Source organism: Corynebacterium sp. p3-SID1194, from assembly GCF_025144155.1.
GTDB lineage: Bacteria > Actinomycetota > Actinomycetes > Mycobacteriales > Mycobacteriaceae > Corynebacterium.
This window is the reverse complement of record NZ_JALXWY010000004.1, coordinates 170,020-187,258: the sequence shown is the minus strand read 5'-3', so window position 1 is coordinate 187,258 and position 17,239 is coordinate 170,020. Positions and strand designations below refer to the sequence as shown.

Annotated in this window: 19 protein-coding genes and 1 pseudogene; 16 read left to right on the top strand and 4 right to left on the bottom strand. The window is 61.7% G+C overall.

Annotated elements, in window-relative coordinates; translation table 11 throughout:
- Positions 1–111: 111 nt before the first annotated feature.
- Positions 112–438 (bottom strand): type II toxin-antitoxin system HicB family antitoxin, encoded by a 327-nt coding sequence (locus tag M3G19_RS05130; protein WP_076599187.1) that lies wholly within the window; start codon positions 436–438, stop codon positions 112–114.
- A gap of 828 nt (positions 439–1,266) precedes the next feature.
- On the opposite strand from M3G19_RS05130, the gene M3G19_RS05120 reads away from it, so the two are divergent.
- The 5 genes and pseudogenes from M3G19_RS05120 to M3G19_RS05100 form a co-directional block, all read left to right on the top strand.
- Positions 1,267–2,259 carry a cytochrome b/b6 domain-containing protein gene (locus M3G19_RS05120; RefSeq protein WP_259901179.1) on the top strand — a complete coding sequence of 331 codons (993 nt, stop codon included), beginning with the start codon at positions 1,267–1,269 and terminating at the stop codon, positions 2,257–2,259.
- Between the two features lie 100 nt (positions 2,260–2,359).
- A complete protein-coding gene (locus M3G19_RS05115; RefSeq protein WP_259901198.1) occupies positions 2,360–2,809 on the top strand; it encodes a PH domain-containing protein in 450 nt (149 codons plus the stop codon).
- Positions 2,806–4,215: a PH domain-containing protein gene (locus tag M3G19_RS05110; protein WP_259901178.1), complete on the top strand. Its 1,410-nt coding sequence runs from the start codon at positions 2,806–2,808 to the stop codon at positions 4,213–4,215. Before M3G19_RS05115 ends, M3G19_RS05110 begins: the two co-directional genes overlap by 4 nt.
- Before the next feature lie 53 nt (positions 4,216–4,268).
- Complete coding sequence (locus M3G19_RS05105; RefSeq protein WP_259901177.1) at positions 4,269–4,508, top strand: AbrB/MazE/SpoVT family DNA-binding domain-containing protein; 240 nt, start codon at positions 4,269–4,271, stop codon at positions 4,506–4,508.
- A 2-nt stretch (positions 4,509–4,510) separates the two neighbouring features.
- Positions 4,511–4,678, top strand: a pseudogene (locus M3G19_RS05100) (PIN domain-containing protein); the annotation flags it as partial.
- A gap of 56 nt (positions 4,679–4,734) precedes the next feature.
- Here M3G19_RS05100 and M3G19_RS05095 read toward each other — a convergent pair.
- The gene (locus M3G19_RS05095) at positions 4,735–5,136 is read right to left on the bottom strand and encodes a tRNA (cytidine(34)-2'-O)-methyltransferase (protein WP_259901197.1); all 402 of its coding nucleotides are present in this window, start codon (positions 5,134–5,136) and stop codon (positions 4,735–4,737) included.
- An 84-nt stretch (positions 5,137–5,220) separates the two neighbouring features.
- On the opposite strand from M3G19_RS05095, the gene M3G19_RS05090 reads away from it, so the two are divergent.
- From M3G19_RS05090 to M3G19_RS05045, 10 genes are all read left to right on the top strand, one after another.
- On the top strand, positions 5,221–6,078 hold the full coding sequence (locus tag M3G19_RS05090; RefSeq protein WP_259901174.1) for a bifunctional methylenetetrahydrofolate dehydrogenase/methenyltetrahydrofolate cyclohydrolase: 858 nt from the start codon (positions 5,221–5,223) through the stop codon (positions 6,076–6,078).
- Positions 6,079–6,124: 46 nt separating this feature from the next.
- Positions 6,125–6,457 (top strand): DUF3017 domain-containing protein, encoded by a 333-nt coding sequence (locus tag M3G19_RS05085; protein WP_259901172.1) that lies wholly within the window; start codon positions 6,125–6,127, stop codon positions 6,455–6,457.
- A gap of 37 nt (positions 6,458–6,494) precedes the next feature.
- The gene (locus tag M3G19_RS05080; RefSeq protein ID WP_259901170.1) at positions 6,495–7,058 is read left to right on the top strand and encodes a trans-aconitate 2-methyltransferase; all 564 of its coding nucleotides are present in this window, start codon (positions 6,495–6,497) and stop codon (positions 7,056–7,058) included.
- Positions 7,059–7,128: 70 nt separating this feature from the next.
- Positions 7,129–7,368 (top strand): AbrB/MazE/SpoVT family DNA-binding domain-containing protein, encoded by a 240-nt coding sequence (locus tag M3G19_RS05075; RefSeq protein WP_259901168.1) that lies wholly within the window; start codon positions 7,129–7,131, stop codon positions 7,366–7,368.
- Positions 7,368–7,778 (top strand): PIN domain-containing protein, encoded by a 411-nt coding sequence (locus tag M3G19_RS05070; protein ID WP_259849908.1) that lies wholly within the window; start codon positions 7,368–7,370, stop codon positions 7,776–7,778. The genes M3G19_RS05075 and M3G19_RS05070 overlap by 1 nt, the downstream gene beginning before the upstream one ends.
- Before the next feature lie 267 nt (positions 7,779–8,045).
- Positions 8,046–9,026, top strand: a complete 981-nt coding sequence (locus tag M3G19_RS05065; RefSeq protein WP_259901160.1) for an ABC transporter ATP-binding protein — start codon at positions 8,046–8,048, stop codon at positions 9,024–9,026.
- A 36-nt stretch (positions 9,027–9,062) separates the two neighbouring features.
- The gene (locus tag M3G19_RS05060; RefSeq protein ID WP_259901158.1) at positions 9,063–10,121 is read left to right on the top strand and encodes an ABC transporter substrate-binding protein; all 1,059 of its coding nucleotides are present in this window, start codon (positions 9,063–9,065) and stop codon (positions 10,119–10,121) included.
- Positions 10,122–10,174: 53 nt separating this feature from the next.
- Positions 10,175–11,821 (top strand): iron ABC transporter permease, encoded by a 1,647-nt coding sequence (locus M3G19_RS05055; protein ID WP_259901156.1) that lies wholly within the window; start codon positions 10,175–10,177, stop codon positions 11,819–11,821.
- Between the two features lie 33 nt (positions 11,822–11,854).
- Positions 11,855–12,520 carry a metallophosphoesterase gene (locus M3G19_RS05050; RefSeq protein WP_259901154.1) on the top strand — a complete coding sequence of 222 codons (666 nt, stop codon included), beginning with the start codon at positions 11,855–11,857 and terminating at the stop codon, positions 12,518–12,520.
- A gap of 39 nt (positions 12,521–12,559) precedes the next feature.
- Positions 12,560–13,456 (top strand): DUF1266 domain-containing protein, encoded by an 897-nt coding sequence (locus tag M3G19_RS05045; protein ID WP_259901148.1) that lies wholly within the window; start codon positions 12,560–12,562, stop codon positions 13,454–13,456.
- Between the two features lie 26 nt (positions 13,457–13,482).
- On the opposite strand, the gene M3G19_RS05040 is transcribed toward M3G19_RS05045, so the two are convergent.
- Both M3G19_RS05040 and M3G19_RS05035 read right to left on the bottom strand, forming a co-directional pair.
- Complete coding sequence (locus M3G19_RS05040; protein WP_259901147.1) at positions 13,483–14,625, bottom strand: homoserine O-acetyltransferase; 1,143 nt, start codon at positions 14,623–14,625, stop codon at positions 13,483–13,485.
- Positions 14,622–15,962: an O-acetylhomoserine/O-acetylserine sulfhydrylase gene (locus M3G19_RS05035; RefSeq protein ID WP_259901139.1), complete on the bottom strand. Its 1,341-nt coding sequence runs from the start codon at positions 15,960–15,962 to the stop codon at positions 14,622–14,624. The genes M3G19_RS05040 and M3G19_RS05035 overlap by 4 nt, the downstream gene beginning before the upstream one ends.
- Before the next feature lie 172 nt (positions 15,963–16,134).
- Between M3G19_RS05035 and M3G19_RS05030 the strand changes: the two genes are divergently transcribed.
- Complete coding sequence (locus M3G19_RS05030; RefSeq protein WP_259901138.1) at positions 16,135–17,070, top strand: hypothetical protein; 936 nt, start codon at positions 16,135–16,137, stop codon at positions 17,068–17,070.
- Positions 17,071–17,239 lie beyond the last annotated feature (169 nt).

The following is a 17,239-nucleotide window of genomic DNA, read 5'->3' as shown; positions in this document are numbered from 1 at the left end:
CATGTGCGACATGTTTTATAAGGAAAGGTCAGCGCGATTTCGGCATTTAGTAAGATCGTGCTGATGTAAACAGATTCACCCGTTGGTGCGTTCCAGATGTTTTCTTCAGCCTCAGGCAGAGGCCAGCTTTTGGGTCACGAGGGCATTGAGCGAGATCCCCTCATTTTCAGCTTCGTCAACGAGCTTCCGGTGGAGCGACGGTGAAATGCGGACATTGAACCGCCCAGAGAACTCACGCATCCCAAGCGGTTGTGGGACTGGATCGCCGCTTTCTAAAAGGTCCGCCAAAACCTCCTCGACGAGGGAAAGGATGCCTTTTTCGGCGGCGTCTCGGGAATCTTCCAGCCAGGACAGAGACGGGAACTCCCGGACCGTTGCAACGAACTGCTCGTCCTCCTGGGACCAGCCAACCTGATAGGTGTATTTGTCAGCGTTCATGTGAATTCTCCCTAAGGTGGTCAATGGCGCTCAAAACTTGTCGAACCTGGTAAGGCTTGGCGGCGCCACCTTTGTTTTGAATGTTTACCCGTGGGTCGCCGGGCCACGGAGTCTTATAGATGAAGTGCGAGCTACCGCGGTTTCTCGGCTCGCCAAAGTGGTGATTGCATACCTTCTTTAGCTCAGTGAACCGTATGTTAGATGGGTTCGAGCGCATCTTTCTCAAGATCTCTTCGATACTTGACCCCATGTCTGGATGGTACCAAATATAGTACCGCACCCCTCACCGTACTAGGTTCGATTCCACCCAACTGACCGGCTTGGATAATCTAAGCAGCGATGACTAGCAACAATATTCCGAAGGCAGCATCGCCCCACGACGTTCCGGCCGCTCCCAAGCCACCCGCCGCGACTCAGGCACCGTGCGCTTCTGCCCCGAACGCACCCGCGGTCCCTGCGCCGCCGGCTGCTACTAAAACCCCGGCGGCCCCAGCCGCGCCGGGTGCCGCGGCATCGAAGCCACCGGCCGCTCCCACCCCGGATGCGCCCAAGAAGGCCCCGGCTGCACCAGGAAACTCGGTGCCGAAACCTCCGGCTGTTCCCGCTGCACCGGCAGCTCCTGGTGGGTCCGCTCCTAAGCCGCCCGCTGCACCGGCAGCTCCTGGTGGGGCCGCTCCTAAGCCGCCCGCTGCACCGGCAGCTCCTGGTGGGGCCGCTCCTAAGCCGCCCGCTGCACCGGCCGTTCCTGGCGGGGCCGCTCCTAAACCACCCGCAACACCGGCCGAACCGGGAAGTGCGAAACCCGCGTCCACCGCCGCACCGGCGGCTGTGAGCAAGCCAGAAGCGAACAAGCCCGCAGCTACCGCGAAGCCCGCGGCACCAAAAACCCCGACTGGATCCAAGACGACCGGCGCGAAGCCGACAGGTTGGCGTCGTGTAGCTGTGCTCGGCGTGCTGGGCGCGGTGGCGCTGTTGGCGCTGGCTGTCGTGGCGTCGAGGGCGTTCCTGAGTAGCGGTGCGGGGCAGGACTTCCTGGCGCGCTTCCCGGGTGAGAACCCGCTGCCGGAGAACGCGCCGGTGGGGCTGCCGGCGTGGGTCGGCTGGTCGCACTTTTTCAATATGTTCTTTATGGCGCTGATCGTGAAGACGGGTTGGCAGGTGCGCACGCAGCGTAAACCGGACGCGTACTGGCGGCCGAAGCGCGGCGGGAAGAAGATCAGTCTGACGTTGTGGATCCACTTGATGCTGGATGTGTTGTGGATCGTCAACGGTGTGATCTTCGTGGTGCTTCTCGCAGCGACAGGCCAGTGGATGCGCGTGGTGCCGACGAGCTGGGAGGTGTTCCCGAATGCGCTGTCGGCGGGTCTGCAGTACCTGAGTCTGGATTGGCCGACGGAGAACGCGTGGGTGAATTACAACGCGTTGCAGCAGCTGGCGTACTTCGTCACGGTGTTCATCGCGGCGCCGCTGGCGATCGCATCGGGTGTGCGCATGAGTTACTGGTGGAAGAACGAGTGGAAGACGGCGAATAAGATCTTCTCGGCGGCTGTGGCGCGCAAGATCCACTTCCCGGTGATGATCTACTTCCTGCTGTTCGTCGTCATCCACGTCGTGTTGGTGCTGGCCACGGGTGTGTTGCGCAATCTGAACAACATGTATGCCGCGCGCGGGGATGTGAACCCGGATATTTACGCCGATAATTGGCTCGGATTCATCATTTTCGCGGTCTCGCTCGCTGTCATCGCGGGCGCGTGGGTGGCCACGAAGCCGGCGGTGCTCGCACCGGTCGCCCGTAAATTCGGTGAGGTCACCGCGCGGTAGGGTAGCGCTCATGGAGCCTGAAGTAGCCCACGCGCACAGCGTCGCCAAGCACGCGCTTGACGACGAACCCGTGCCCGCCCTTCCCACTTCCGCTTCCGCGATGAACCCGGTGTCGAGAAAGCTCATCGTGGCGCGCTATATCGCCCAGATCATGTGGGCGCTCGTCATCGCGGGCGGCTTCCTCGCGGCGCAGTTCTTCCTCGGCGGCCGGTGGTGGATCGGCGCGGCGGTCACGGGCGTGTGGTTCGTGTTCCAGGCGATCATGATTCCGCTGCGCGTGCGCAATCTCGGTTGGCTCGAAACAGACGATGAACTGCTGATTTCCAAAGGGAAGATGTTCCAGACGTTCACGGTCGTGCCGTACGGCCGCATCCAATTCGTGGACGTCACCACCGGGCCGTTCACGCGTCCGCTCGGGTTGAAAGCAGTCGCGCTCCACACCGCGTCCGCCTCGACCGACGCGAAAATCCCCGGCCTCGAAGCGGCAGACGCCGACGCATTGCGCGAGCGCCTCGCCGTCAACGCGCGCGAGCGAATGAGCGGCCTGTGACGTCCCCCAACGCATTCGCTTATCGACGCGTCCACCGCCTCACCCCCTTCCTCCGCGTCTGGGCGGTCGCCGCTGCACTGGCCACACTGCTGGTGTTCAACTTCACCACCACTGTCCTCGAAGGTATTGAGCGCGGGACAGCGGAATCGTGGTCAACGGCAGAGATCGCGCGAATCGCGGGTGTGATCGTGGCGGTGCTGGCCGGAGTGCTTGCGCTGTCCCAGCTGTGGTGGTCGCGTATCGGTTTCCGTCTCGGCGAGGACGAGGTGGAAATGCGCAGTGGGTTGATCAGCACGAAGGTCCGTGCCACCCGCTACAACCGCATTCAGGCGGTCGACATCATTGAGCCGTTCGCGCCCCGCCTGTTCGGACTCGCCGCCGTGCGTGTCGAAGCAGCCGGCGGATCCGATTCCGCCATCGAGATCGGCTACGTGTCCAGATCCGAGGCTGATGCTTTACGCCGCGAGCTCCTCCACCGCATCGCCGCTGAAGGTCCGGACGCGGAGATGACGCCGGCCGAGGCAGAAAAAGCTGCGGCCGAGCCCGACGGCGCTACCAGCGAGACCGGTCCCACCCCGCTTGCCGCGCCCGCGCTCATCCCGCCCATCCCGGTCGCCCGCTCGCTCGCCGGTGCGGCGCTGCGACTGTCCACAGTGTTCACCGTGGCCATGTCGTTGCTGCCGGTGCTCACCGAGGTCACCTTCGCGGTGGTCTTCCCCGTCCTGGTCGGCTTCATCCCACAGATCTGGAACCAGATCGACCAGTCCTGGCGCTACACGGCGACGTTGGACCAGGGAGTGCTGAACCTGTCGTACGGGCTGGCCAACCGGCGCAGGCAGGCGGTGCCGCTCGACCGGATCCACGCGGTCAGGTTGTACCAGCCGATGTTGTGGCGGCCGTTCGGGTGGTGGGCTGTGTCGGTGAATATCGCCGGGTACGGCAGCGAGACGAACAAGAAATCGGGCACGTCGCGCCTGCTGCCGATCGGCTCGCGTGAGCAGGCGGTGGACCTCATCACCGCACTCAGCCCGCTTGCGTCCGAGCACGTCACCGCGCCTACGTGGGATATCCGCTCGCCAAAGCGCGCACGCGTGCCATCGCCTATCGACGCCTCCCGCCAAGCCCTCTCCCTCCGCCCCGCCTCGGATGCGAGCGTGTGGGCCACCACCAGTCACGGTCTGCTCAGTCGCCAGTTCGAATTCATCGACGTTTCCCACATCCAGGAGATCACCTACCGGCAGGGGCCGGTGCAGCGCATGATGAATCTGGCTCACGTCCGCTTCGACCTCGTGCCCGGACCGGTGAAAATGACTGCGCGCGACCTGGACACGGCAGATGCGTGGGCGGTGGTCGCGGAACTAAGCGCCCGCGAGCTCCCGGCACTGACAGCGTCCGCCGAAAAGTAGGAAGTTGGTTTTCAACCAGTTTTCCGGAAAAACAAACTTGGTAGTCTGAGCTCATGGAAGCGAGGATCGATTCGGCAGGTCGCGTGCAGCTCCCAGAGCAGCTAAGGGAAGATTTGGGGCTCAGGCCCGGTTCTGTCGTGGAAATTAGCGCATATGGGTCGGGGATAGCAGTCGTGCCCGGAGGGCCGACTGCTCGTGTGGAGAAGGGTCCGAATGGATACCTGGTCGGCACTGGTTCAGGCACAGTGACGGATGAGGACGTGCTGACGTTGACCGATGCAGGTCGACGATAGTCATGATCGCTGTCGATACCAGTGTTGCTTTGCCTCTTCTCCTTACCAATCATGAACGCCATGACGATGTGACTGCATGGGCGCAAGGAAAAGAGTTGGCACTGTGTGGACACGCGTTGGTGGAAACTTATTCAGTCCTGACGCGGCTACCGGGAGACAATCGCTTTAGCCAACACTTACTTCGCGGTAGGGGCTGTCATCGAGCTCGTCGGCTAAAGGCGGAAAGTTAAACCCCGCCGGGGAACCCGAGTTGGCGCCAGGCTTCGTAGGTGGCCACGGCGGCGGAATTGGACAGGTTCATTGACCGGCGACCGGGAAGCATCGGAATGCGCAGCTGGTCGGTCACGCGCTCGTGGTGGGAGTGCTCGCGGGGCAGACCAGTCGGCTCGGTCCCGAACAACAGGGCGGTGCCGGGCTGGTAGTCCACATCCGTGTAGTGACGGGTGGCGGAGGTGGTGAAGGAGTAGATGGGGCCGTCGATAAGCGAAAAGCATGCGTCGATGTCGTCGTGGACCTCGACGTGCGCGAGATCGTGGTAGTCGAGCCCCGAGCGGCGCAGGTGCTTGTCATCGAGCGAGAAGCCTAAGGGGCGCACGAGGTGCAGCGTGGCGCCAGTGCCCGCGCACATGCGGATCGCGTTGCCGGTATTCGGCGGAATGACGGGATTGTCGAAGATCACGTGGAGCACGCGCCCAAGTCTAAGATGGTGCGCGTGACTGCGATCAAATTGGACGGAAAACTCTACCGCGAGGAGATTTTCGCGGACCTTGCCAAGCGGGTCGAGGACCTCAAGGAGAAAGGCATCACGCCGGGCCTGGCCACGGTGCTTGTCGGCGAGGACCCAGCCAGCCAGAACTACGTGCGCATGAAGCACAAGGATTGCGAACAGCTGGGCATCGCGTCGATCATGAAGGAGCTGCCGGAAGACACGATGCAAGAAGAGCTCGATGCGGTGATCGAGGAGCTGAATAACGACGACGCCGTCACCGGCTACATCGTGCAGCTGCCGCTGCCGAAGCACCTGGATGAGAACCGCGTGCTGGGCCTCATCGACCCGGACAAGGACGCCGACGGCCTGCACCCGGTCAACCTGGGTCGTCTCGTGCTCAACGAGCCCGCGCCGCTGCCGTGCACCCCGAACGGTTCGCTCGCGCTGCTGGAGCGCTTCGGCGTGGATCTGGATGGCGCGATCGTCTGCGTCATCGGCCGCGGCGTGACCGTCGGTCGCCCGATCTCGCTCATGCTGACCAAGCGCGACATCAACTCCACCGCGGTGCTGTGCCACACCGGCACGAAGGACTTGGCCGCTGAGACCCGCCGCGCCGATGTCATCATCGCCGCTGCCGGCAAGCCCCGCATGATCACCGCCGACATGGTCAAAGAAGGTGCGGCCGTGCTCGACGTAGGCGTTTCGCGTGTCGACGGCAAGACCACCGGCGACGTCCACCCCGACGTCTGGGAGAAGGCCGGCTGGGTCTCTCCGAACCCGGGTGGTGTCGGCCCCATGACCCGCACGTTCCTGGTGCGCAATATCGTCGAGAGGGCCGAGCGGCTTGCCGACGCCAACTAGTCCGGGTCCTACCGCCGAGCCGCATGACGGGAGCGGATCGACCGCGGTGAAAGGCCTTGTGCCGCCGAGCCTGGACAACCCCCACGACATCGGCACCCCGCCGTCCCGTCTGCCGCGCCGCGTGCAGCAGCTCATGGTGGGACTCTTCGTCGTCGGATTCGTGGTCGCGACCGGGTTCGCGGTGACGGAGCACTGGCGCCGCGCCTGCTTTATGCTGGGCGTCGCGATGCTGTGGCTCACTGCTTGCCGCCTCACCTGCGACTCCCAGGTCATGGGTCTGCTCGCCGTGCGTTCCCGGCGCTTCGACGCCATGTTTACCACCACCACCGGCGCCGCGCTGGTGTGGCTCGCCGTGTCCGTGGATGCGCTGGGGAGCTAGCGTGACTTCGCGTAGAACGCGGGAAGCCTATTCATCTGTGGCGGGCACGTACATCGAGCTCTTAGGGAGCATCGATTCGGTTGAAGAGGCGGATAAATCCTTCATATCGGAAGGATTTGAAGGAGTCGCGGATGTTCTCGATGTAGGCTGCGGGCCAGGTCATCTGACCGCGTACCTCAGCGGATTAGGGCATCAAGCTGCTGGGATAGATCTCGTTCCCGAGTTCGTGAATCATGCACGCAGTACGTATCCGGGCACCGACTTTTCGGTAGCTGACATTGCGAGTTTCAGCACAGAGACCAAAAGAGTAGACGGGGTGCTTGCTTGGTATTCGTTGATCCACATGTCACCGGGTGAGATGGCCAAGGCGTTACAAAGAATCTCTGAGATCCTCGTTCCGGGAGGAGTACTCATTTATGGTGGCTTTCTTGCGCCTTCCCGCGCGCTTTTCGATCACCGAGTCACCGCGGCGACGGCTTACTCGGAGGACGAAATCAAACGTCTTATTGAAAACGCCGGCTTTCGGATACGCAGATCGGAAACTCGTCCCGAGACCGCAACGAAGCGAGCACATATCGCTGTCGCCGCTGTGCGTACCTAGAGGTGGGTGGATGCATTCGGACAGAATCTTTGCCCATCTAAGCATGGGAACCAGGTGGTAACCTATTCCCATGGAAGCGACGATTGACTCTGGTGGACGGATTCTGCTGCCCAAAGCCTTGCGCGATTCCCTCGGTCTCACACCTGGTTCGACCGTGGATGTTTCAGCGTACGGGGGCGGAATCACCATCATCCCGGGTGGCCGGACGGCCGAGGTTGTCGAAACGGAAGACGGTCGCCTGGTCGGGCGTGGCTCAAAGCCAATCACTGAAGAGGACATCCTGGCGCTCATTGATGCAGGACGAATGTAATGGGCGTAATCGCGCTCGACACAAGTGCGGCAGTTCCTTTGCTCTTGCAAAATCACAGCAGTCATGAACGATTACAGCGTTGGTCGAGGGGGAAGAATCTCGCTCTCTGCGCGCACTCTCTCGCAGAGACATATTCGGTGTTGACCAGATTGCCTGGCGATAGCCGGTTCACGGAAGCCGACGCGGTGAGAGTCATAGACGGGACATTTGAGAGCGTTCTCTCCTTACCGGAAGCCGCTTCACGGGAGGTGCACCGCCGTTTAGCTAGTGCCGGAATCAAGGGCGGTGCAGTTTACGACGGTCTCATCGCGCTTACTGTGCTGGAAAACGAAGCGTCATTAGCCAGCTTGGACAAGCGTGCGTACACGAATTACTTTGCTCTCGGAGTGACGCTTGAACTCATTCCGTAGCAGCTGAATCTCGTAGGTTCTGTGCTGGTGTGGCTCGCCGTGTCCGTGGACGCGCTGGGGGGTTAGCGTGCCTGCGTGAACCGCTCACCAGGGGAAACGAGTGTAACGCGCGATGCGTGGAGTTTGGAATTATTTACACAGAATTCACGTTAAGTCCCCAGAAAAGTAATGAACTGCTCCTAACTTCATTTCGGTGTTCAACCTAAAGCAGTTCAGTTTTCATATTTCTCTTGCTTCATTGGTGACCCCCGTCGGTGGGAGGCAGTAATGGCCGTCCCCCAGGTTTCCTTGCGCGAGATTCGGCGCGAATTTCCGGACGGCACTGGTCTGCACGAGACGTCGTTGGACATCGAGAAAGGCGAGTTCGTCTCCATTCTCGGGCCGTCGGGCTGCGGAAAGTCGACGATGCTCAGGTGTATCGCGGGACTCGAAACCCCGGATGCCGGTGTGATCGAATTCGCTGGCCGCGAAGTCTTCGGCCCGAACACGAACGTCCCAGTGAACAAGCGCAATTTGTCGATGGTGTTCCAGGATCTCGCGTTGTGGCCTCACATGACGGTGGCGAAAAATGTGGAATTCCCGCTGACCACCGGTAACCAGAAGGTGGCTAAAGCGGAACGCGAAGAACGTGTCGCACGGGCCATGGACATGGTCGGCATCGGCGCGAAGGCTGAGCAGCGCCCGAATGAGCTCTCCGGCGGTCAGCAGCAGCGTGTGGCTATTGCACGCGCGCTGGTGTCCGACCCGGAGTTGCTGCTCATGGACGAGCCTCTGTCAGCGCTGGATGCGGCTCTGCGCACCCAGATCCGCTCGGAGCTGACGCGATTGGCCTATGAGTTGAACCTGACGGTCATTTACGTGACCCACGACCAGTCTGAGGCGCTCGCCATGTCGGACCGCGTCGCGGTGATGAATGCAGGCAATGTCTGCCAGTTCGCCGATCCGGTTGAGCTGTACGACCACCCGGCGGACGATTTTGTCGCCGGGTTCGTGGGTGTGACGAATACCCACGAAAGCCTTCCGGCGAACCGTCCGGAAGACCTCGAGGTCACCCCGCTCGATGGAAAGCGACCGGATTCTGTCCCGGCGAACTCCATCATCGGCGAGGTGGTGGAGAGCCAATACACCGGTGGACGCTACGAGGTTCGTTGCGTGGTGCCAGGTGCACCAGATCCATGGCTGGCCTACTCGCGGCACCGTCTCGGCCGCGGCGACAGCGTTTTGCTGACGGTCACCTCACATTTCTAATCTTTTCCCGTTTCCTGAACAAGGAGTTTCATCCCCATGAAGAAGCTTGCTGCCGCTCTCGTCGGCATGACCGCCGCCTTCGGCCTCGTCGCCTGCGGCTCCGTTGAATCCACTGACACCGCCGAGCCGTCTGCCGATAACAATGACACCGTCACCGCGGATCAGTGGAAGGCTCCGGAAGGCCTGTCCGGTTCCCTCGATTACTACTCCGCGAACCCGCAGGGTCTGACCGATGCGCTGGTCAAGGAATTCCAGGACCGCACCGGCGTGACCGTCAATGTCTTCGCCGGTACCACCGGTGAGGTCACCGCGAAGATCAAGGCTGAGGAGGGCAACCCGCAGGCCGATGTCGTCTATCTCGCTTCCTGGAGCGCCGCCAACAAGCAGGCAGAAGCCGGCTCCCTCGAGTCGTACAAGCCGGAGAATATCGAGAACGCCAACGAGAAGTGGAATGCTGAGGACGACTCCTTCCACGGCCGTGACGGTTCCGCGCTGGCACTCGTGGCCAACACCGATGTCGTCTCCGATATCCCGAAGGACTGGGAGGATCTTGCCGATGAGAAATACAAGGACCAGGTGATCATGCCTGATCCGCGCGAGTCCGGTACCGCCGCCGACCTGGTCACCGCCATGGTTACCGAGTGGGGCGAGGACAAGACCTGGGAGTTCTTCGACAAGCTCTTCGACAACGGCATGATCGTCCAGGGCGCTAACGGCCCGGCACTCGACCAGGTCACCTCCGGTTCCAAGGGCATCGTCCTTGGCGGTGTCGACTACTCCGCATACTCGGCTAAGGGCAAGGGTGAACCGCTCGAGGTCGTCATCCCGTCTTCTGGCACCACGGTCACCCCGCGCCCGGTCATGATCATGAAGACCGCCGACAACATGGATGCGGCGAAGGCCTTCGTCGACTTCATGTTCTCCGAGGAAGCTCAGCAGATCTCCGCTTCCAAGAACATGATCCCGGCGAACAAGAATGTCGAGCCGAAGAACGGCCCGAAGCTCGAGGACATCAAGCAGATCTCCGATGACTGGGGTGCAATCTCCAAGGAATCGAAGGGCCTCCGCGAGAAGTTCGCTGAGCGTTACCTCTAAACACACCAAGTAGCACGACCTAGGGGAGCAGTACCGGAGAAATGAAGACGAGGATGAGAGCTAATGCCGGTGTGTATCCGGTGCTGCTGATCCTGCTGGTTTTGGTGGCGGCGCCGCTGATCTCCGTTTTGGTGACCGCGGTGACTGGCTACCGCGGTGAGGAGTCTGCACTGCATACCCTGTTCCGTCCGGAGATGATCCGGATCATCGGGAACACGGTATGGCTCTCGATCCTCGTTGTCTTCTTTGCCACCCTCTTCGCGGCACCGCTGGCCTTCTTCCGTGCGTGGACGCCGATGCGCCGCGCCGGGTGGGTGGAAGTACTGGTGATGGTGCCGTTCATGACTCCGCCGTTCGCGGCTGCGATGGCGTGGATGGACTTCACCCGCTTGCGCGGTGTCGCGGATATGCTGCTCGGCTCCACTCTTGGCGATGCGGTCCGGTCCGCCATCAACTCTGTCTGGGGCATGGGCTTCATCATGGCGGCGGAGCTCTTCCCGTTCCTATACCTGATTCTCCGCAGTGCTTTTGCGTCCATCCCGGCATCCCAGCTGGAGATGGCGCAGGTCGCCGGCGCGAGCCGCTGGCAGCAGTTCAGCCGAGTGGTAGCACCGATCGTGCTCGGTCCGTATTCGCTCGGTGCACTCATCGTCTTTATCAAGGCTGCCGGCGAGTTCGGCACGCCTGTCACTTTGGGCAATGCGATCGGCTACCCGGTGCTGGTCTCGTCCATCTACCAGGATGTGACGATCGATCCGTTGAATTTCTCGAAAGCGGCGGCGTCGTCAAGCGTGCTTTTCACATTGGGTGTCCTAGCGTGGGCGATCCAGCAGTGGGCGGTGCGCGCGGACCTGGCGGCGGGCGGCCGTGTGTCCCGGCCGGTGCAGCTGCGTCCGTCGAAGATCGGCATGTTCTTCGCGTGGATTTACACCTTGATCGTGTTCACGCTGAGCGTGTTCATCCCGTACATTTCGATCATTCTGGCGTCGATGACGATTCTGCGGTCGAAGCCGCCGACACCGAATAACCTCACTTTCGACTATTTCAAGATCGTCTTGCAGATGCCCTCGGGTCAGGAGGCGCTGACTCGTTCGATCATGCTCGGCGCGATCGGTGCGACAACTGCGGTCCTGCTCGCCTTGGCCGTGACGATCTTCACCATGCGCAGCCGCCGTTTGCCCGCCCGGGTGAGCGATTTCCTCGCGGTCGCTCCGGACACCGTCCCGGGCATCGTCCTGGCGATCGGCTTCATTTTGCTGTGGAACGCGCCGTGGTTGCCGATCTCGCCGTACGGCACCCAGATCATCCTGGTGATGGCGTTCACGGTGCTCTTCGTGCCGATGGCCGTGCAAAATATCAAGACTTCCGCCGCGGCGATGTCGCCGACGCTTGCGGAGGCATCCGCAGTCTCCGGTGCGACGTCCTGGCAGACATTCACGCGCATCACGATTCCGATGCTCGCCCCCGGCATCTTCGCCGGCTGGCTGCTCGCATTCTTCGTGGGTATTCGCGAACTGGTCATGTCGTCGCTGATCCGTCCGACGCGCATCAATTTGCTCGCCCCCTGGATCATGAATCAGTTCGAGCAGGGTCACCGCGCGGAGGCGATGGCGATGACGCTGATCGGTGTGGGAACGTCGACTGCTGTGCTCGTTCTCATCCGTTGGTGGCAGGCACGCGCGAGTCACCAGGCGCGGTAGTCGGCACGTCCGATCGGGGATAGTCTGGCAGTCATGGAACCGATTCTTGTCCTCGCTGATATTCACCTCGGGCGCAAGCAGAAAGACGACAAGAAGACCGGCCCCGGCATTGAGTGGGCGCTCGATACCCTCGATCGTGGTGCCGAAGCAGGCGCGCGACACTTGGTGATGCTCGGCGATGTCATCGACCGGAAGCGGTTCACCGACCACACGTACACCGAGGTCACGCAGTTCTTCGAGCGGGGCCTCGAGCTCTTCGAGTCAGTCGTGTTCATCGCAGGAAACCACGACGTGCACCACGACCTCACCGACGTGATCCCGCGGGGTGTGGTGGTCGCAGGTATTGAGCCGCAGACGATTCGGGCGGGGCAGTGGGCTCTGCATACAGCGGCAGTAGAGATCGACCGCGACCCGCGCACCATCGTTCCCGATTTCCCGGCTCCCGTTGAGGGCGCGCCGAATCTCGGTCTGCTGCACAGCTCCGTCACCGGCGAGTACTCGAATCACGCCTGCATGCCGTGCACGGTGGATGAACTCACCTCGTGCAACTATGACGCATGGCTGCTGGGCCACGTCCACGAGCGCGTCATGTTGTCCACCGACCCCTTCATCGGCTGGGTCGGCATGGGCAAAGCGCTCATCGCTTCGTTTGATGGCGGAAGGGTCACTATCAGTGACGCTCTCGAACTGTGCGCCTAACTGTGTGTGGAGCCACATTTATTGCGTTAACCTCGAGTCGTGTTTGGACGCAAGAAGAAAAAGAATAAGAAAAAGGGCAAGTATTCTCTTCGTGCCTCTGTAATCCTGGGGCTGACTAACAGCTATGAGGAGTTCATGGAGTGGTCGGTCGATCCTTCTAAAGGGGACTTCAGCCATGTTGAAACGGGCTCACTCCCTGTCGAGGTAGGCCTCGGTATTTCGCTCATGATGCCGTTCGGTGAAAGTGAACCGACAGCGGCGGACGCGCCTCCAAAAGTCGTGGCAGCACAGAGCACGCCGGAGGACCAAGAGATGTTCGCGATGATCTCCACGATGTTGGAACAGCAGTGGGGCATCACGTCCAGCGATGAGCTGTTGGAAACAGTGTCCATTCTGTTGTCCAACCCAGTAGACCATGAATACGTCGCGATGCGCCCCTACATACAGCAGCTTGCAGGTCGACCTGTGAAGGAGCGCGACGATGCGGCCCCGCAAATCATAGAAATGGCGGTGGCTGACTTCCAGCAAACTGAGATTCCAGAAGAAGTCGTTCGAGAGGACCTCGGAAACTGGCTGGATCTGTACACCCAAGAACACAGCGAGAAACTGATCCCGCAGAAGCTTCCGAGCACCCTTGCCGGCTGGGAAATCGGACGCGCTGCCCGCGTTGCCCGAATGGGCTACATGCTGGGGATGATCGACCTGGACCAGTACTTGAATATTTCCTCAACCGCGCTTGCTCTCACCAGGGAATTTTCGGAAAGTTGGCGCGACCACGTGGACCAGTTCCTTCTCGGCCGCGCGAAGTGGCAGGAGATTCTCGATGAAGACACCCTGGACCACCGCGACATGATGCATGTGCGATTGCAGCACCCTAATTCAATGTGGTTCAAGTACCCGCTGCACGGCGACTACAAGACGGAGCCGAACACCTAGATCTGCACATACGCGCTGCTCGTAGGCTAAATCTCGTAGTTGCCGCGCTGCTTGGCCAGGTCCGTCGCAGACGGGGTCTGGTCGGCCAACGTGATGAAGTTGCGCAGGATGTGACCCATCTGGCGGGTCTCTACTAAGAAGGCGTCGTGGCCGACGGGCGAGACGATTTTGTTCATGGCCAGCAGGTTCCCGATATTGCGGGACAGGTGCTCCTGCTGGTGGAACGGGTAGAGGATGTCGGTGTCCACACCGACGACCATGGTGGGAACGCTGATCTGCGCCAGCGCGCGGTTGAGTCCGCCGCGGCCGCGGCCGATGTCGTGGCGGGAGAGGGATTCGGTGATGGCGACGTACGAGCCGGCGTCGAAACGCTCGACCAGTTGTTTGCCTTGGTGGTCGAGGTAGCTCTGCACGGCGAAGCGCTGGTTTTCGTCGCGGTAGGCGCCGAGTGGATTTTCGCCGGGCTGGGCCATGGTGCCGAAGCGTTCGTCGATTTCTAGTTCGCCGCGGTAGGTCAGGTGGGCGATCCGGCGGGCGGCGGCAAGGCCTGCGTCGGGGGAGCGGCCGGTGCCGTGGTAGTCCCCGCCCTGCCAGTCCGGGTCACGCACGATGGAGGTGATCTGCGCTGTCTGGATGCCGATCTGCCACGCCGACGCCCGCGCGGACATGGCGATCACGCAGGAATAATTCGGCCAGTCCGGGTACATGAGCGTCCACTCCAGCGCGCGTGCCCCGCCCATCGAGCCGCCGATGACGGCGTGCATGCTGTTGATCCCGAGACTCTCAAGGAACTGCGCCTCGGCCCGCACTTGGTCGCGGATGGAGATGGCAGGGAAGCGTGACCCCCACGCCCCGCCGTCGGGGTGCTCGCTCGACGGGCCGGTCGAGCCGGCGCAGCCGCCGAGCACATTCGTGCACATGACACAGAAACGGTCAGTGTCCAGCGGCGCCCCGGGGCCGATGAGATCCTCCCACCACCCGGCGGCGTTCGAATCGCCGGTCAGGGCGTGCTCGACCAGGATGAGGTTATTGCGGCCGTGGGGGTTGCCGGTGAAGGCGCCCCAACGTCGATAAGCGATGTGCACGTCACGGATCGTGGCGCCGGCTTCTGTGTGAACGTCGCCGATCTGTTGTGTGGCGAGCTCGCCTTCGGGCGGGAGGTCGATCATGCGATGGCCTCGAAGCCGCGGTCGAGGTCAGCCAAGATGTCGTCGATGTCTTCGATGCCGACGGACAGTCGGATCGTCGCCTGCGTGATGCCCGCGCGCTTGAGGCCGGCCTCGTTGGACTGCGAGTGCGTCGTGGTCGCCGGGTGGACGACGAGCGAGCGGACATCGCCGATATTCGCGAGGTTGGAGTGCAGCTTCAGCGCGTCGATGAACTTCCACGCCGCGGTCTTGTCGTTCGCGTCGCCCGCAAGATCGAAGGACAGCACGGAGCCGGTGTACTTCAGGCCGAGCTTCTCCTTCGTCGCGTAGTGCGGCGAATCCGGCAGTCCCGCGAAATTCACGTGCGCGACCTCGTCCTTGCCCGCCAGGTATTCCGCGACCTTCAGGGCATTCGCATTATGCTTATCGACGCGCAGGCCCAGCGTATCCATCCCCTGCAGCGCCACCCAGGCGTTGAATGGCGAGATGGCCGCGCCTGTGTCACGCAAGATACCCGCGCGTGCCTTCACCGCGAATGCCGGCGCACCCAAGTCCGCGTAGACGAGACCGTGGTAGGCGGGGTCGGGATTGACGAAATAGGGGAATACCGGTTCGCCGTCGCGGGTAGCGGTCCAGTCGAAGGAGCCGCCGTCGATAAGCGCACCGCCGAGTGCTGCGCCGTTGCCGGTGTAGAACTTCGTGGTGGACACGACCACGATGTCTGCGCCCAGCTCAAGCGGCCGGACGATCGCTGCGGTGGCCATGGTGTTGTCCACGATCAGCGGTACCTGGTTGGCATGCGCGACCTCGGCCACTGCCGGGATGTCCAGCACATCCGCGATCGGGTTGCCAAAGGTCTCGCCGTAAAACGCCTTCGTGTTCGGCTTGACTGCCGCCTGCCAGCTAGCCGGGTCGTCCGGGTTGTCCACGAAGCTGACCTCGATGCCGAGGCGGGGAAGCGTTACCTCGAAGAGCGTCTCCGTGCCGCCGTAGAGGCGCGGTGAGGTAACGATGTGGTCGCCCGCACTCGCCAGGTTCGTGATCGCCGCAGTCTCCGCCGCCATGCCGGATGCGAACGCCACCGCCGCGACACCGCCCTCGAGCGACGCCAGCCGATTCTCCAGCGCCTCCTGCGTCGGGTTGGTAATGCGCGTGTAAATCGGGCCCGGATCCGCGAGCGCGAAGCGGTCCTGCGCGTGCTGCGTGTCGTTGAACACATACGACGTGGTCATGTAGATCGGCTGGTTTCTGGCGCCGGCACCGTTGTCGACGCTCTGGCCCGCGTGGATCGCGCGGGTGTCGAAGGACCAGTCGTTTGCTGCACTGTTGTCGTATCGGGTCTTCTGCTCGTTTGTCATGGCACCAAGTTAGGAGGGGGTCTGGGTGCCCGCAAGCACTTTTCGGTGCCGGTGGTCTGTGGCTCTAGCAAAAAGTGGACCAAGCTGTCTATTTGCGTGTACGGGTTGGGCGGGCTCCGTGAATCTAAATCGGCGGCGGAACCGGTTTGGGGGCGGCGGAGTCTAAGAGGATATGGGGAGAGATAGAGAAAACCAGGAAGAACTGAAGAAATGGGAAATGAGGAAGGGGGAGTTGCGGGCGGGGATCGTCGATAGGCGTGTGGCCGATGAAGATTTTCAGGGCGACGTTGAGGAGCTCGCGGCGCTCATCCACTACCCGCGTGAACTGTGGGAGGAACTCGAATATCACGAACAGCAGTGGCTGCGCGTCGAAGCCGCCGCCATGGTGAGCACCACCGCCATTCTGACGGGGCGGTCCGCCGCACGGAAACTCGGAATATGGGTCATAGCCAGCACTGAGGAGAAAGTCGAAGTGAGTCTTCCGTCCCGTGGCGTATCACGCAGCCGGATGGCCTCCGGAAACTACGAATTTCGGCATTCACATATCCAGCCGAGTGACGTGGTGATGTACGAGGGACATCCAGTCACCAGCCCCATCCGTACATTCATCGATATCGCCCGCCACCACGGCTTCCTCGAAGGCCTCATCGCCGCCGATTACCTGCTGCGCCGCGGAATCGAACGCTTCGAGATCCTGCGCGGAATCCAGCGAATGGGGCGCGCCAAGGGGATTGGGACTGCCCGCCGGTGCCTTGAACATGCCATCCCGGACTCTGATTCGCCCTACGAATCACTCGCTCGGGGGCTGATTATCGAAGCCGGTATTGGGCCTATACAAGCCCAGTACAAAATCGGTGGATACTACGTTGACCTACTCATCGACACCTGGCTTGTGATCGAAATCGACGGAGAAAAGAAATACTCTGGGCCTGATGCCGAGAAAGTCCGCCAGGACGAATTCAACCGGCAAAAACTCATTGCAAACCGTGGCTATGTGTTTCTCCGCTACGCGCCATGGTTTGTGCGCAAGTACCCCGGCCGGTTCCTCGCCGAGGTTCGCCAGGCACTGGCGGCCAGCGGGCTCATTGGTGAACGGTTGGTGCAGTAGGAGGTGGTGGCGGTGGTGGGCGGCGAGGATGTGAACCCTAGTTGTTATCTCTAGTTGTTAGCCCCTGCCAGATGTTAACCCCAAAACTTAGTTACCCCAGGTGGGCATTGTCAGCTGATTTTCGGCGACCAGGGGAAACTAAGTTTTGGGGTTAACATCTGGAGTTCGG

Bases quoted from the DNA above. Each gene is read 5' to 3' on its own strand.
- M3G19_RS05130 (WP_076599187.1), bottom strand. From the start codon at position 438: ATGAACGCTGACAAATACACCTATCAGGTTGGCTGGTCCCAGGAGGAC.
- M3G19_RS05115 (WP_259901198.1), top strand. From the start codon at position 2,360: ATGAACCCGGTGTCGAGAAAGCTCATCGTGGCGCGCTATATCGCCCAG.
- M3G19_RS05105 (WP_259901177.1), top strand. From the start codon at position 4,269: ATGGAAGCGAGGATCGATTCGGCAGGTCGCGTGCAGCTCCCAGAGCAG.
- M3G19_RS05095 (WP_259901197.1), bottom strand. From the start codon at position 5,136: ATGTGCGCGGGCACTGGCGCCACGCTGCACCTCGTGCGCCCCTTAGGC.
- M3G19_RS05075 (WP_259901168.1), top strand. From the start codon at position 7,129: ATGGAAGCGACGATTGACTCTGGTGGACGGATTCTGCTGCCCAAAGCC.
- M3G19_RS05070 (WP_259849908.1), top strand. From the start codon at position 7,368: ATGGGCGTAATCGCGCTCGACACAAGTGCGGCAGTTCCTTTGCTCTTG.
- M3G19_RS05065 (WP_259901160.1), top strand. From the start codon at position 8,046: ATGGCCGTCCCCCAGGTTTCCTTGCGCGAGATTCGGCGCGAATTTCCG.
- M3G19_RS05060 (WP_259901158.1), top strand. From the start codon at position 9,063: ATGAAGAAGCTTGCTGCCGCTCTCGTCGGCATGACCGCCGCCTTCGGC.
- M3G19_RS05055 (WP_259901156.1), top strand. From the start codon at position 10,175: ATGAGAGCTAATGCCGGTGTGTATCCGGTGCTGCTGATCCTGCTGGTT.
- M3G19_RS05050 (WP_259901154.1), top strand. From the start codon at position 11,855: ATGGAACCGATTCTTGTCCTCGCTGATATTCACCTCGGGCGCAAGCAG.
- M3G19_RS05040 (WP_259901147.1), bottom strand. From the start codon at position 14,625: ATGATCGACCTCCCGCCCGAAGGCGAGCTCGCCACACAACAGATCGGC.
- M3G19_RS05035 (WP_259901139.1), bottom strand. From the start codon at position 15,962: ATGACAAACGAGCAGAAGACCCGATACGACAACAGTGCAGCAAACGAC.
- M3G19_RS05030 (WP_259901138.1), top strand. From the start codon at position 16,135: ATGGGGAGAGATAGAGAAAACCAGGAAGAACTGAAGAAATGGGAAATG.